Genomic DNA, 14,616 nt, shown 5'->3' on the forward strand with positions numbered 1-14,616 from the left:
GGCGGACCACCGTCACTCTCACCCGGTGCGCGGTCCGCGTGCGGTGCTTGTCGCGTCGCAGCTGACGGTTTGTCGGGGTCGTGGCGGGCATCGGCCCGGTGCCGCCCCGACGAGTGCGGCCGGCGGGGTGAAGACGATTGCCTTGCCGTTGGCCAGTACCAGCTGGTTGACCGAGTACTGCACCGCGTCGGTACCGGTCAGGTTCTCGATGCCGATCGTCGCCGAGTTGCCCAACTCGCGTCCGGCGTTCAGCCCGGTGTAGTTGAAGACGATCTGACCCCACTCCCAGAGCACCACCTGGAAGCTGACCCGCGCGGCCGGTGCGCCGGAGAGCCCCACGTCCTTCCACTCGACCACGAACTGCCGGTCGGGTGCGCTGCCCAGCAAGGCGGTCCGGACCCGCGACTCCGGGTGCATCACCAGGTCGTCCCAGAACGGGTAAAGCGCGGCGTTCGGTGTCGCGGCGTGCGGCAGCGCCCGGTTCGCCGGCCAGGAGCCACGCGGGTCCGCGAAGGACAGTACGCCGTTCACGTCCACCCACGCCCTGGAATGGTTCTGCCCGTAGTACGGGAACGGGAACGGCAGCGCCACCGACGTACTGTCGTTGTCCCCGGTCAACGGCAGCTCGGTCGGACCGGCCGGCGGGTACGCCCGGCCGGAGTGTGTCGTGCACGTGTAGCCGAAGCCGTCGGCGCAGCTGCCGGGCGCGCCGTCGTAGGTGGCGGTGTAGGTCGCGGCGGTGGCGGCCGGAGCCGTGACCACGTGGGTCGCGGCACCCCCGTCCGACCAGCTCTGGAAGGCGTACGTCCCCGGGCCGAGCCGCTGCGGCCCGGGCGCGCTGACCGTGTTGGTCGAGCCGACGATCACCTGCACGGCGTTCGGGGTGGTGAGGCTCCGGCCGTTGAGGTTGACCCGCAGCCCGGCGGGCTTGGTCGCCAGCTTGAGCTGCACGGTCTTCGGGTCCAGCCGGAGCGTGGTACTCCCGGTCAGCCCACCGCTGTCCGTCGCGGTCAGCGTCAGCTCCAGATAGGACGGATACTCGTGGTCCGGGGCCAGGAACGTCCCGGAGGCCACCCCGGTCACCTCGCGCACCGGGTGGCTGTGACAGTTCTCCGGCGTGGTGCAGTGCATGTTGACCAGCGTCCAGGTAAGCGCCGAGGCCGGCAGCGCGCCCTGCTGGGGGTCGGTGGCGCCACCGCTGAACGTTACAGTCTGGCCCGTGGCCCAGCGCAGCGCGGCGGTCGGCTGCTCGATCACCGGCACCGGCGCACTCGTACCGACCCTGATCTGCACCGTCGCGGTGTCGCTGAGCCCGGCGAAGTCGACCACCCGCAACCGGGCGGTGTAGGTTCCGATCGACGGGTACCGGTGGGTCACGTTCAGCCCGGTCGCGTCCACGGTGCCGTCGTTGGTGAAGTCCCACTGGTATTCGAGGATGTCGCCCGGGTCCGGGTCGGTCGAACCGACGGCGTCGAAGGAGACGTCCAACGGCGCTCTTCCGCTGGTCGGGGTCGCCTCGGCGACGGCGTCCGGCGGCTGGTTGCCGGAACTGTAGTGGAACCGGCGTACGGTGCCGCCGAGCAGGTCGACGTAGTACAGGTCGTTTTCCGGCCCGATCCGCAGGTCCACCACGCCGGGTGCGATCGCGAACGGCACGATCCGGGCCGGATCGGGCAGCCCGTTGCTGCCGGTCCGCATCGCCCAGATGCAGCCCCGGGAATAGTCGGCGAAGAAGAGCGCTCCCGCGTATGCCGCCGGATAGCCGCCTCCTCCGCCCGGGTAGAACGCCACCCCGGCCGGGGACGAGCCGCCGGTCGGGCAGCCGTCGCCGGCCGCCACCTGCTGACTGTGCTGGTAGGTGTAGTACGGCGGGGTGACCGTGCCGGCCGGTTGGGGGTAGAGGGTCTCGCAGAGCGACAGGTTCGCCGCGTTGTAGCCGCCCTGCGGCGCGTTCCCCTCGTAACACGGCCAGCCGTAGTTGCGGACCGGCCCGACCGCCGGGTCGACCACCCGGTTGACCTCCTCCCAGGTGCGCCAGCCGACGTCACCGATCCAGACCTCGCCGGTACCCGGCCGGAACGTCCAGCGGTACGGGTTGCGCAGCCCGTACGCCAGGATCCGCCGGTTGTTCGGGTCGCTGCTCGCCGCCAGCGGGTTGTCCGGCAGCCCGGCCCCGGTGGTCGGCGAGACCCGGATCAGCGTGCCGGAGAGCCCGGTCGGGTCGCCCGGGGTACGGATGTCCTGGGAGCGCAGTCCGCCGCCCTCGGCGCTCGGCGGTGTCATCGCGCCGCCGGCCGGTGCGGGCGGGTCGGCGCACGGGTTCGACGGGCTGCCCGCCTGCCCGTAGTCGGTGAAGGTCGCCGACGCCCCCTCGCCACCGGCGACGTAGAGCGCACCGTCCGGACCGAACGCCAGGTCCCCGATCGAGTGGCTCTCGATCTGGTGGCACCAGTCGTGCAGCAGCACCTGCTCGCTGCCGGTCGTCACGTTCCCGGCGGCCCGCAGCCGGGAGACCCGGGCGCTGGCCCGGCAGTTCCCGACCACCGGGCAACTGTCGTGGTATGTAGGCGCGGGGCCGCCGACCACCCCGTCGTAGGTGTAGCTGAGGTAGACGTACGGGTCGGCGGGGAAGTTCGGCGGCAGGGCCAGGCCGATCAGTCCGAGGTCCTCGTAGTCGTAGACCTTGGGGCGCAGGTCGGCGAAGACGGTGGCGGTGTTGTCGGCCAGGCTGTCGAAGACCTTCACGATGCCGCTCTTCTCGGCGACGAAGACCCGGCCGTCCGGGGCGAAGACCAGCTTGGTGGGGCGGGTCAGCCCGGTGAAGACCACCTGCTGGGTGAAGCCGGGCGGGATCGCCGCCGCGGGTCGGGGTTCGAGCGGCGGCAGCCCGGCCACGACCGGTACGCCCAGCCCGAGTGCCAGGGCCGGAACCAGCGCCCGAGCCCAGTTTCGCCGCACGGCTGCGGACATGGCGGCCTCCCCTCGACGGCGCCGCCGAGTTTGTCCGGCGGCTGCCGGCTCCAGGATCACCGTCCGTAGCGGGGCGGGCTGTCGCGAGGTTGACCAGGGCGGCTAGCCGACCGGACGCTCCTTAACGACCGATCAGACTCCCTGGTCAACCGTTCGCACAGGGATCACCTTGGTAGTCGGCCGCCGAGCGGCGACTGCCGGTTCCCACCCCGCTCGGCTACGAAGGGTTGCTGGGCGACCGGCCGGAAGACAATCGAGGTGCCGTCGGCCAGTACCGGCCGGTTGACCGAGTACGACAGCGCGACCGTACCGGTCTGGTTCTCGATGCCGACCGTCGCCGAGTCGCCCCGCTCCCGCCCGCTGCTGCTCAGGTCCCGGTAGTTGAAGACGATCTCGCCGTCCTCGCCGATCACCGCCGCGAAACTGATCCGGGCGGAACTGGAGCCGTAGATGCCGCTGTTGCGCCACTCGACCACGAATTTGCGGTTCGGCGCGGTACCCGTCACCGCCGTCCGGACGCTGGAGTCGGAGCGTACCCAGAGGTCGTCCCAGAACGGGTAGAGCGCCGCGTTCGGCGCCCCGGCCGCCGGCAGCACGGCGTTCACCGGCTGCGGCCCGCCCGGGTCGGTGAAGGAGACGAACCCGTTCCCGGAGACCCAGGCGGTGCGGTAGCCCTGCCCGAAGAGCGGCACCGGGAAGGGCAGCTCCACCGAGGTCACCGCGTCGTCGCCGGTCAACGGCAGCACCGTACCGGCGGAAAGCCAGGGCCGGTCGGTCGCGGTGCCGCAGACGTAGCCCGGCGCGGCGCCACAGCCGGAGACGCCGGCGTACGACGCGGTGTAGGTGGTCGCCGTCTCGGGCGCGGTGACGACGTGCGTCGCCGCCCCGCCGTCCGACCAGCCGGCGAAGGAGTACGCCGTGCCACCGGCCGACTGCGACCCCGGTGCGCTCACCGTGTTCGTCGAACCGACGATCACGGTACGGGTGAACGGCGCCGTACCGGTGGTCGGGCCGACGCTCAGCCGCAGCCCGGCCGGGTCGGTGCCGAAGGTGAGGTCGACGGTGCGCGGGTCGAGCCGGCGCAGCACCGTGTTCGACAGGCCCTGCGCGTCGGTGGCGGTCAGCTCCAGTTCCAGGTACGACGGGTACTCGTGGTCCGGTGCGACGAAGGAGCCGGACGCCACCCCTGTCCACTCCCGGAGGTGGTGGGTGTGGCAGTTGCCGACCGACTCGCAGTGTTCCATCCGCAGCTTCCAGCGCAGCGCGGAGGCCGGCAGGTTGCCCTGCTGCGGGTCGGTGGCCCGGCCGGCGAAGCTCAGGGTGTCGCCGACCCGCCAGGTGGTGCCGAGCACCGGGCTGTCCAGCAGGGCGGTCGGGGCGGCGTTGCCGGGCTGGATCCGGACGGTGCTGCTCGCCGAGCTGCCCAGGGTGTCGGTGACGGTGAGCGTCGCGGTGTAGCTGCCGTTGCTCGGATAGCGGAAGGTGGCGGTCGGGGTGCTGGCGTCGACCGTACCGTCGCTGGTGAAGTCCCACTTGTAGCTGAGCCGTCCGGCGTCGGCCGGGTCCGGGTCGGTGGAGGCGGTGCCGTCGAAGCTGACGTCGAGCGGGGCGGGGCCGGTGGTCGGGGTCGCCTGGATCACCGCGGTCGGCGGCTGGTTGCCGGGGAAGTACCTGATCCGGCGTACCGTGCCGCCGCCCATGTCGGCGTAGTACAGCTCGGCTCCCGGGCCGATCGCCAGGTCGACCGGGCCGGCGGCGGCCTGGCCGAACGCCTCGATGTTCACCGGGTCGGGCAGCCCGCCCGGTGCGCTCGGGCGCATCGCCCAGATGCAGCCGCGCGAGTAGTCGGCGAAGAACAGCGCCCCGGCGTACGCCGCCGGATAGTTGCCGCCGCTGCCCGGATAGAAGGCGAGTCCGGAGACCGCGTCCCCGCCCGACCCGCAGTTCTCCCCCGGCACCACCGGCGCGCTGTGGTGGTAGGCGAAGTACGGCGAGGTCTGGCCGGCACCGGTGTAGAGCGTCTCGCAGAGGTTCAGGTTGGCGTTGTCGTAGCTGCCCATCCGGGTGGGCCCCTCGTAGCAGGGCCAGCCGAAGTTGGTCACCCCGGCCCTCGGGTCGGCGATCCGGTTGACCTCCTCCCAGGAGTTCCAGCCGACGTCGCCGAACCAGACCTCGTTGGTGCCGGGCCGGATGGTGAACCGGAACGGGTTGCGGGCGCCGTACCCGACGATCCGCCTGGTGTTCGGGTCGGCGGCGCCGATCGCCGGGTTGCCCGGCGCCGCCGCCCCGGTCGCCGGGTCGAGCCGCAGCACCGCGCCGTCCAGCCCGGTCGGGTCGGCGGCGGTCCGGACGTCCTGGGCGCGCAGCGCCCCGCCCTCGGCGGTCGGCGGCGTCATGGTGCCGCCGGGCGGGTCGGCGCAGGGGTTGGCCGGGTTGCCCAGCTGGCCGTAGTCGGTGGCGCTGAAGCTGGCCCCGTCGCCGGCCGTGGCGTAGAGCATGCCGTCGGCACCGAACCGCAGGTCGCCGACGGAGTGGCTGGGGTACTGCTGGCACCAGTCGGAGATCAGCACCTGCTCGCTGCCGGTCATCACGTCACCGGCGGCCCGCAGCCGGGAGAGCCGGCCGGTGACCAGGCAGCGGCCGTTGTTGGCGTCGCCGCAGGTGTCGTTCCACACCGGAGCGGTCTGTCCGGGCGGCGCGTCGTAGGTGTAGAGCACGTAGACCCAGGGGTTCGCCGGGAAGTCGGCCGGCAGTGCCAGTCCGAGCAGGCCGCGGTCCCACTGGTTGTGCACGTCGCGGGAGAGGTCTGCGAAGACGGTCGGGGTCGGGTCGGCCAGGTCGGTGTAGACCTTGATCCGGCCGCCCTTCTCGGCGACGAAGACCCGGCCGTCCGGGGCGAACTCGATGTTCGTCGGCTGGCTGAGCCCGCTGAACACCACCTGCTCCTGGAACCCGTTCGGCAGGGTCACCGCCGAGGCCGCCGTCGGGTGCAGCGGCGCCAGTACGCTGCCCAGCAGTGCCATTACCAGACCAAGTCGCAAGCCGCGCCGCAGTCGCATGGCCCACTTCCTCTCCCCACGTGGTGAGCGCGACCGCCCGGCTCTTCCCCGGGACATGACAGTCGCTCACCTTTGTGGGCACAGAGTAGTTTTCGGCGCAAGGCTTGCCAGCCACCAGGGTCTAATCGCGAATCCGGACGAAGATCAACGAAACGCCGCTTCCCCGGACGGTTCGACCCGATGCCACTGAATGCGTGTTGATCAGGGCACTGACCTGCCGGTGTGCGTACGACACGCGGATGAGCGAGTGAAGGAACAATCGTACGTTCGGTCGTGACCTTGTAAGTAACTCGACACATACACCAATCCCCGGTCCTTGCCCGGGCCGGGCCGGTAGAGCAAGGTCTTGGTAGGCACCGGCGGTGACGGGACAAGCTCGGTGCGCAAGCAACACTCATTCGGGTCGCGGCGCTGTCGAATGCGTCGCGACCTTCCATCGAAAACGTCGTCCGAGCTGCGCGGATGGGAGTTAGAGATGGCCGATCGACGCCCTCACGTAGTCATAGTGGTGGTAAATCTGCCAGCCGAGCGGGACCGCCGGGTGATCCGGGAGTGCCAGGCCCTGGAGGCGGCCGGCTACCGGGCGTCGGTGATCTGCCCACGGGGACCACGACCGCTACGGGTGCTGCCCGGCACCACCGGCACCAGGATCCACTCGTTCCCCCAGCCACTCGCCGGCAAGGGAGTCCTCTCCTTCGCCGCCGAGTTCGCCTGGGCACTGGTCGCCGTCGCCGCCCGGCTGCTCGGCCTGATGCTGCGGACCCGGGTGGACGCCGTCCAGGCGTGCAACCCGCCGGACGTCTTCTGGCTGGTCGGGCTGTTGATGCGGGCGCTGGGCCGGCCCTTCGTCTTCGACCACCACGACCTGAGCCCGGAACTCTACGAGTGCAAGGCGGGCCAGCCCCGGCCGGCCGTACTGTGGATGCTCCGGCTCTTCGAACGGCTCTCCTGGCGTACCGCCACCGCCGTGGTCGCCACCAACGAGTCGTTCCGGGAACTGGCGATGGGCCGGGGCGGCTGCCCGCCGGAGAAGGTGGTGGTGGTCCGCAACGGCCCGGCCCTGGCCGAGGTCCGGCGCGGCCACGGCACCCCGGACGAGGCGGGACGCCGGCAGCCCACGCCGCCGGCCGAACCCCGGCAGAAGGTGGTCTACGTCGGGGTGATCAACCCGCAGGACAACGTGGAGGCGACGGTACTGGCCGCCGAGCGGCTGGCCGGGCTGCGCGGCACCGGCGACTGGGAGCTGGTGGTCGCCGGGGACGGCGAGAGCATGCCGGAGCTGCGCCGGCTGGCCACCGAACGCGGGGTCGACGACGTCGTGCGGTTCACCGGCTGGCTGGAGGCCGAGGAGGTGGACGCACTGCTCTGCTCCGCGTCGATCGCCATCCAGCCGGACCGGCCGAGCCGGATGGCCGAGATGTACACGATGGCGAAGACCGTCGAGTACGTCGCCCGGGGCGTACCGGTGGTCGCGGTGGACCTGCTGGAGACCCGGCGTACCGCCGAGGCGGCGGCGAGCTACGTGGAACACGGCAGCCCGGACGAGTTCGCCAAGGCCATCGACCAGCTTCTCAGCGACGAACGCACCCGGGCCGTGATGGGCGCGATCGGGAGACAGCGGTTCGTCGATGAACTCGCCTGGGACCACCAGGTGAAGTCGTACATCCGACTGTGGGACCGATTGCTGCGCCCGTCGCCGCGCGACTACAACGAAGTTCCACACGGTAACGGGGCCGATGCCGCGCGCCTGCCGATCTGACCGCTCGCACCGCATTCCCGCACCTTTCGAAAGGGCCGCCCGATGGACCTTCTCGACCTGCTGAAGCTCATGTTTCGGCGGTGGTACGTCTCGGCTCCGATCGTCGTCGTGACGCTCGGCGCGGCGCTCGCGTTCGGACTGGCGATCCAGCCCGAGTACAAGACCGAGGTCGCGATCCTGCTGGTGCCGCCGACCACCTCGGCGGCCCCGGAGCCGGACGCGGCACCCCGGCCGGGCAACCCGTGGCTGCGCATCGGCGAGAACGCGATGGCCCAGGCCGTGCAGATCTCCACCTCCGCGCACGACGCCCGGACCAGGATCGCGGCGGCCGGCGGCGATCCCGACTACGAGGTCGGGCTGGTGACCCGCAGCTCGATCCTGACCATCGCGGTGACCGCGTCCAGCGAGGAGAGTGCCCGGAGGACCGTCGAGGCGGTGACCCAGCTCGTCCACGACGAGGTCGCCGGGCAGCAGGCGCCGTACCGGCCCAACCCGGGCGAGCAGATCACCACCGAGGTGCTCGATCCCGGGCTGAACATCCTGCCGTCCCGCTCCAACGTGCTGCGGGCCCAGGTGGTGATCCTCGCCATCGGCCTCCTGCTGGCCGCCGTCGCCGCCGTGGTCCACGACGCGGTGGCCCGGCGCCGGGCGAACGCCCGTCCCGGCGTACGCCGGGACGCGCCCACCCCGATGGCCTGGAACGGCGGTCCGGCGGTGACCGCCGGGCAGGCGGTGGTCAACTCGCCGCGGCCGGGGCCGGCGGTAGCGGCGACCCCGGTGGCCCGGACGGCACCGATCTCGCCGGCCCCGATGACCAGGGCCGCGGCGGTCTCCGCCGGTCGCGAGCCGACCCAGGCGGTCTCCCGGCGCGCCGCGCGCGGCCCGGAGGACAGGATCCCGGCGCACCCGGTGCACGACCGCCACCCCGACCCCCGGGCCGAGGACCGGTACGCCGGCCCGCAGGCCGACGACCGGTACGCCGACCCGTCCGTCGACGACCGGGCTGCCGCCCCGGCGGCCGAGGAGACGGTCCTGCTCACCAGCACCGCCCGCAAGGTCCTGGACGATCCGGGCCGATGATCCCCGGGCAGCCACCCAGCGCCCGCTGACGGCGCACGGACGAGACGAGCGACGTGCCGACCTACCTATCCGCGCGGCGGTCCGACACGGTGTACGACGGCATCACCCCCGCCGTACGCCACTTCCCGGATGCCACCGCCGCGGTCATCGCGTCGGTCATGCTCGCCTACCTGCTCCCCTTCCGGCTGGTCTTCCCGCCCCTGAGCGACCTCGGCAAGCCGGGTCTGATGGTCGGGTTCGGCCTGCTGGTCTGGTGGGCGCTGAGCCGGCTGCACCCCACCCTGGTGACCCGGGGCCAGCAGCCGATGCGCTGGGCGATGGCGATCTACCTGGTCAGCCTCTTCCTCTCCTACGTCGCCGGGCAGGGTCGCGGCATGCCGGCGCTGGAGGCGAACGGCGCCGAGCGGACCCTGCTGATGGCCCTGGCCGGGGCCGGGATCCTGCTCGCCGCCGCCGACGGGGTGCTGACCCGGGAACGCGTCGACCGGGTGCTCCGCTGGTTCTGCTGGGGCGCCACCTTCATGGCCTTCGTCGCGCTGGTGCAGTTCGTCACCCGGGTCGACCTGACGACGTACCTGAAACTGCCGCCGCTGCTGACCTTCCACAAGGAGGTGGTGGGGTTCCGCGACCGGGGCGGCGACGGGCTGGTCCGGGTCGCCGGCACCGCCGGGCACTACATCGAGTTCAGCGTGCTGATGGTGATCGGCCTGGTGGTGGCGATCCACTTCGCCCGGTTCTCCGCGACCCGGCGGGACCGGCAGATCTACGGCGCGCTGGCGATGTTCCAGGCCGGGGTCATCCCGATCTCGCTGTCCCGGACCGGGGTGCTGGCCCTCGGCGCGGCGATCCTGCTGCTGGTCCTGCTCTGGCCGCTGCGGACCACCTTCAACGTACTCGTGGTCGGCTGTCTCCTCACCGCGCTGATCCAGGTCGCCCGGCCCGGCCTGCTCGCCGCGATCAAGTCGCTGCTGCTGGCCGGTGAGAGCGACCCGAGCGTGCAGGCCCGGGTGGAGGACTACGACTACGTGACCCCGTTCATCCGGGAACGTCCCTGGCTGGGCCGGGGCGTCGGCACCTTCCTGCCGGAGCTCTACCAACTGCTGGACAACCAGTGGCTGACCACCCTGGTCCAGGGCGGCATCATCGGGGTGGCCGGACTGGCGGCGCTCTTCCTCGCCGGGATGGTCGTCGCCGGCCGGGTACGCCGGTTCGCCCGTACCGAACGGGACCGCGACCTGGCCGCGACGCTGGCGGTGGCGATCGGGGTGGCCGCCTTCTCCGGCTTCACCTTCGACTCGATGTACTTCTCGACGTTCTTCGTCACGGTGCACGTGCTGCTCGGCCTGACCGGTGCGCTGTGGCGGCTCACCAGGGCGGAACGCGCCAACCGGATCGAGTCGGGCCGGCGGGCCGGCAACGGCGACGAGCCGGAGCCGGTGCCGGCGGTGGCACGGGCATGACCGGCACCCGGCGAGCGGCCGGCTCCGGGGGACCGAGCGGAAGGTGGGCGGTCGGATGACCGGCGACGGTGGCATCGACATTCTCATGATCACGTACGACCGGCCGGAGTACGTCCGGCTGTCGCTGCCGCACCTGCTGGGCAGCTGCCCGGCGGACGCCCGGGTCTGGCTCTGGCACAACGGCACCGACCGGCCGACCCTGGAGGCGGTCGAGGAACTCCGGCACCATCCCCGGGTGCACCGGTTCCGGCACAGCCCGGCCAACGCCGGGCTGACCGAGCCGACCAACTGGCTCTGGGCGGAGGCGACCGGCTCCTATCTGAGCAAGGTGGACGACGACTGCCTGCCCGACCCGGACTGGCTGACCATCCTGCGCCGGGCGCACCGGGACGTACCGGGCTTCGGGGTGGTCGGCACCTGGCGGTTCCCGGCCGAGGACGTCGACGAGGCGCTGGTGGCGGCGAAGCTGGCGGACTATCCGAACGGGCACCGGCTGTTCCGCAACCACTGGGTGCAGGGCAGCGGCTATCTGATGAAGCGCGAGACGCTGGACCAGGTCGGCCCGCTGGCCGGCGACGAGACGTTCACCGCCTGGTGCCTGCGGGCGGCCCGGCTCGGCTGGCTGAACGGCTGGTACCACCCGTTCCTGCCCGAGGACCACCTGGACGACCCGCGCAGCCCGCAGACCATCTACCGCACCGACGCCGACTTCGTGGCCCGCCGGCCGCTGTCGGCCCGGCGGACCGGGGTGACGACGCTGGCGCAGTGGACCGAGCAGATGCGGCACTCCGCCCGGGTGGTCCAGGCCGCCCCGCTCGACCTGCGGGAATACCAGGGCTGGCGGCTGCGTCGCCGGAACGCCACCCGGCGGATCCGGCTGGCGCTGACCGGGCGGGCGCCATGGTGACCCGGGGACCGGTGAGCGTGGTGATCGCCGCGCACGACGAGGCGGCGGTGCTCGGCCGGACCCTGCGGACCCTGCTCGCCGACGCGCGGCCGGGCGAGTTCGAGGTGGTCGTGGTGGCGAACGGCTGCACCGACGGCACGGCGGAGGTGGCCCGGTCGGTGCCCGGGGTGCTGCTGCGGGAGCTGCCCGAGCCGGGCAAGCCGGCCGCACTGAACGCCGGGGACGACGCGGTCACCGGCTTTCCGCGGATCTACCTGGACGCCGACATCGCGCTGCCCACCGCCGGGGCCCGGACGCTGGCGGCGGCGGTCGGCGCACCGGGGATCCTGGCCGCCGCGCCGCGCCGCCGGCTGGACACCACCGGACGCCCGCTGCTGGTACGCGGCTACTACGCGATAAACGGGCGGCACCCGGCGTACCGGAACGCGCTCTTCGGCCGGGGTGCGATAGCGCTCTCGGCGGCCGGCCGGGCCCGGTTCGACAGGTTTCCTGACGTGGTCGCCGACGACCTCTTCCTGGACGGCCAGTTCACCGGGACGGAGAAGCGGGAGGTGACCGAGGTGGGGACGGTGGTGGCCACTCCCCGGCGCACCGCCGACCTGCTCCGCCGGCTCGGCCGGGTCCGGGCCGGCAACGCCAGCCTGCGCGCCGCCGACCAGCGGGTCCGCCGGGCCCGGCGGACCTCCTGGCTGGTCGACGTGGTGCTGCCCCGGCCGTGGCTGCTGCCGGCCGGGGTCTGCTACGCCGGGTTGACGCTGTTGGCCGCGACCGCCGCCCGGCGGCCTGCGGTACGGAACCGCTGGGGGCGGGACGAGTCCAGCCGGGTCCCCGCCGAGCCGGACGGAGCGGCGCGGTGAACCCGCTGGTCAGCGTGGTGGTGGTCTCCTACCAGACCCGCGAGCTGATCCTGACCGCGCTGGCCACGCTGCGCACCGCCTGCCCCGGCGAGCCGTACGAGGTGATCGTGGTCGACAACGCCTCGACCGACGGGTCGGCGGCGGCGGTCGCCGCAGCCTTCCCGGAGGCCCGGGTGGTCCGGCTGGCCCGCAACGTCGGGTTCGGCCGGGCGGTGAACATCGGCGCGGCGCGGGCCCGGGGCGACTGGCTGCTGATGCTGAACCCGGACACCGAACCGGTCGGCAACGTCATCGGCGAGCTGCTGGCGTTCACCCGGGAGCGTCCCGGGCACGGCATCTACGCCGGTCGCACCCTCGCACCGGACGGCAGCGACGACGGGCACTCGGTCTTCGGCCCGCCCTCGCTCTGGACGCTCACCTGCTTCGCCACCGGGCTCTCCACGCTGTTCGGCCGGTCCCGGCTGTTCAACCGGGAGGCGCTGCCCTGGCTGGACCGGGCCGCGCCGGTGCGGGTGCCGGCCGCCTCCGGTTGCCTGCTGCTGGTCCGGCGGACCCTCTTCAGCCAGCTCGGCGGCTTCACCCCGGACTACTTCATGTACTGCGAGGATCTCGACCTCTGCCTGCGGGCGACCGCGCTCGGCGCCGCCCCGGTGCTGGTCCCCTCGGCCCGGGTCCTGCACGTCGGCGGGGCCGCCTCGACCAGCGCGGGCAAGCGGGTGATGCTGCTGCGCGGCCAGGTCACCTTCCTCCGGCTGCGCTGGTCCCCGCTCCGGGCGGCGCTGGGCCGGGCCCTGCTGCGGACCGGGATCGCCGTGCGGGCGGCCGGGTCTCGGTTGACCGGCCGGGCCCGCTACTGGCCACAGGTGTGGCGGCAGCGGCGTACCTGGCTGACCGGCTGGCCACCGGCGGACGGGCTGCCGCCGGTGGAGGAGCTGCCGCCGGTGGAGGTCGGCGAGCCGGTGCCGCCGGCCCCGCGCGGTGCCCCGGACCCCGAGGGCTGAACCAACCGCCGATCCGGTCCGGTCGCTCCCCGGCACCGCGTTCCGGGCCGGTCTTTCCCCGGCACCGCGTTCCGGTCCGGTCGCTCCCCGGCGCCGGTCGCTCTCCCGGCACCGCGAGTCAGTCCGGCTGTTCGCCCGGCATCGGCAGGTCGGCGAAGGCCGCGACGGTGCGGTCGGCGTACGCGCTCGCGTCGCCGGTCTCCATCGGCCCGTCCCACTCGGTCGGCAGCGGTACCCGCACCGCCGGGTTGACCCGGCGGACCACCTCGTCGAGTACGGTCTCGGCGTCGCCGACCCAGAGGTGCTTGGCGCCCGGCACGCCGATCACCTCGGCCTGCGGCACGGCGGCGAACCGTTGCCGAGCCTCCTCCGGTCGCAGGTAGTCGTCGAACTCCGGAACCAGCGCGGTCAGCGGCTTGCCGGACTCCGCCCAGACCGCCAGGTCGGCGTCGCCGCTGCTGCGCAGTGGCGGGGAGAGCAGGATCGCGCCGACGATTCCCGGGTCGCAGCCGTGCCGCAGGGTCAGGTCGGTGCCGAAGGACCAGCCGAGCAGCCAGATCTGCGGCAGTTCGGCGAACTCGGCGTACTCGATCGCGGCGGCGACGTCGTACTGCTCCGCCTCGCCGCCGTCGAAGGTCCCCTCGCTGGTGCCGCGCACGCTGCTGGTGCCCCGGGTGTTGAACCGCAGCACCGCGAGGTCGGCCAGCGCGGGCAGCCGCCAGGCGGCCTTGCGGAAGACGTGGCTGTCCATCATCCCGCCGTGCGTCGGCAGCGGGTGCAGGCAGACCAGGGTGGCGACCGGGTCCCGGTCGGCGGGGAGTGCCAGCTCGCCGACCAGACGCAGGCCGTCGGCGGTGTGCAGCTCGATTTCCTCCCGGCGGGCGGGCAGGATGCTGGCGGCGCGGATGGCTGTACTCACAGGGATCAGTCTTACCCGCTTCGGCCGGGCCGGACGGCGTACCCGCCGACCGCGTGACGAAGATCCCTCGAATCTCCCGCGGGTCTCCGGGCGGTGCGGCCGGGCCGGGCGGCGGGGTCAGCCGTACCCGGGGCGGGGTCAGCCGTACCGGGGGGCGCTGCGTGAGCGTTCCACCCCGGGGCCGCGCCGGTCCCGGGCCCGCCAGCAGCCGGTGTGCCAGTGCCGGCGGTCGGTCAGGTCGCCCTGCCCGTCGGCCGGCCAGGCGACCAGGTGGCCCACCCCGGGGCGGATCTCCTGGAGGCAGCCGGGACAGCGGTACGTCTTGGTCGCCGCGCTGCCCGGAATGTCGCGTACCTGCCACTCGCCGTCCCGCCAGCTCTGCACCGAGCCGATGCCGCGCTCCAGCCGGGCACGGTCCAGCGGCGGCGCGTCGTCGGCGCGCGGACGGTTGCGACGAGGGCTCACGTCTCCAGGGTACGTCCGCGCCAGCACACCTGGATCAAGGGCACTGAGCTGCCTCTTCGTGACGTGGAGTGGTTGTCGGATCACGGTCAGCGCTTCGTTGGTCGGCACGAACCGGAGTTAACGTCACGGAAACCCCACC

Annotated in this window: 10 protein-coding genes; 6 read left to right on the forward strand and 4 right to left on the reverse strand. The window is 72.8% G+C overall.

The genetic code is table 11. From position 1 onward, the window contains the following. Positions 1 to 18: 18 nt before the first annotated feature. Together O7626_RS27245 and O7626_RS27250 are read right to left on the reverse strand one after the other, a co-directional pair. A complete protein-coding gene (locus tag O7626_RS27245; RefSeq protein ID WP_278063932.1) occupies positions 19 to 2,970 on the reverse strand; it encodes a PQQ-dependent sugar dehydrogenase in 2,952 nt (983 codons plus the stop codon). A 164-nt stretch (positions 2,971 to 3,134) separates the two neighbouring features. After that, complete coding sequence (locus O7626_RS27250) at positions 3,135 to 6,029, reverse strand: PQQ-dependent sugar dehydrogenase (RefSeq protein ID WP_278063933.1); 2,895 nt, start codon at positions 6,027 to 6,029, stop codon at positions 3,135 to 3,137. 508 nt (positions 6,030 to 6,537) lie between these two features. Between O7626_RS27250 and O7626_RS27255 the strand changes: the two genes are divergently transcribed. The 6 genes from O7626_RS27255 to O7626_RS27280 are packed head-to-tail and all read left to right on the forward strand — an operon-like array spanning position 6,538 to position 13,093. Continuing rightward, the gene (locus O7626_RS27255) at positions 6,538 to 7,788 is read left to right on the forward strand and encodes a glycosyltransferase family 4 protein (protein ID WP_278063934.1); all 1,251 of its coding nucleotides are present in this window, start codon (positions 6,538 to 6,540) and stop codon (positions 7,786 to 7,788) included. A 42-nt stretch (positions 7,789 to 7,830) separates the two neighbouring features. Continuing rightward, complete coding sequence (locus tag O7626_RS27260) at positions 7,831 to 8,868, forward strand: hypothetical protein (protein WP_278063935.1); 1,038 nt, start codon at positions 7,831 to 7,833, stop codon at positions 8,866 to 8,868. A gap of 53 nt (positions 8,869 to 8,921) precedes the next feature. Then, positions 8,922 to 10,328 carry an O-antigen ligase family protein gene (locus O7626_RS27265; protein WP_278063936.1) on the forward strand — a complete coding sequence of 469 codons (1,407 nt, stop codon included), beginning with the start codon at positions 8,922 to 8,924 and terminating at the stop codon, positions 10,326 to 10,328. Positions 10,329 to 10,383: 55 nt separating this feature from the next. Continuing rightward, positions 10,384 to 11,235 (forward strand): glycosyltransferase, encoded by an 852-nt coding sequence (locus O7626_RS27270; protein ID WP_278063937.1) that lies wholly within the window; start codon positions 10,384 to 10,386, stop codon positions 11,233 to 11,235. Beyond that, the gene (locus tag O7626_RS27275; RefSeq protein WP_278063938.1) at positions 11,229 to 12,092 is read left to right on the forward strand and encodes a glycosyltransferase; all 864 of its coding nucleotides are present in this window, start codon (positions 11,229 to 11,231) and stop codon (positions 12,090 to 12,092) included. Before O7626_RS27270 ends, O7626_RS27275 begins: the two co-directional genes overlap by 7 nt. Further along, positions 12,089 to 13,093, forward strand: coding sequence for a glycosyltransferase family 2 protein (locus O7626_RS27280; RefSeq protein ID WP_278063939.1), 1,005 nt, complete (start codon positions 12,089 to 12,091; stop codon positions 13,091 to 13,093). Before O7626_RS27275 ends, O7626_RS27280 begins: the two co-directional genes overlap by 4 nt. A gap of 118 nt (positions 13,094 to 13,211) precedes the next feature. On the opposite strand, the gene O7626_RS27285 is transcribed toward O7626_RS27280, so the two are convergent. Both O7626_RS27285 and O7626_RS27290 read right to left on the reverse strand, forming a co-directional pair. Further along, positions 13,212 to 14,012, reverse strand: coding sequence for an alpha/beta hydrolase (locus tag O7626_RS27285; RefSeq protein WP_278063940.1), 801 nt, complete (start codon positions 14,010 to 14,012; stop codon positions 13,212 to 13,214). A 138-nt stretch (positions 14,013 to 14,150) separates the two neighbouring features. Next, positions 14,151 to 14,477 (reverse strand): hypothetical protein, encoded by a 327-nt coding sequence (locus O7626_RS27290; RefSeq protein WP_278063941.1) that lies wholly within the window; start codon positions 14,475 to 14,477, stop codon positions 14,151 to 14,153. Positions 14,478 to 14,616 lie beyond the last annotated feature (139 nt).

It is taken from the genome of Micromonospora sp. WMMD1102 (assembly GCF_029626265.1).
Classification (GTDB): domain Bacteria; phylum Actinomycetota; class Actinomycetes; order Mycobacteriales; family Micromonosporaceae; genus Plantactinospora.

Coding starts and splice junctions, on each gene's coding strand:
- O7626_RS27245 (WP_278063932.1), bottom strand. CDS start 2,970: ATGTCCGCAGCCGTGCGGCGAAACTGGGCTCGGGCGCTGGTTCCGGCC.
- O7626_RS27250 (WP_278063933.1), bottom strand. CDS start 6,029: ATGCGACTGCGGCGCGGCTTGCGACTTGGTCTGGTAATGGCACTGCTG.
- O7626_RS27260 (WP_278063935.1), top strand. CDS start 7,831: ATGGACCTTCTCGACCTGCTGAAGCTCATGTTTCGGCGGTGGTACGTC.
- O7626_RS27270 (WP_278063937.1), top strand. CDS start 10,384: ATGACCGGCGACGGTGGCATCGACATTCTCATGATCACGTACGACCGG.
- O7626_RS27275 (WP_278063938.1), top strand. CDS start 11,229: ATGGTGACCCGGGGACCGGTGAGCGTGGTGATCGCCGCGCACGACGAG.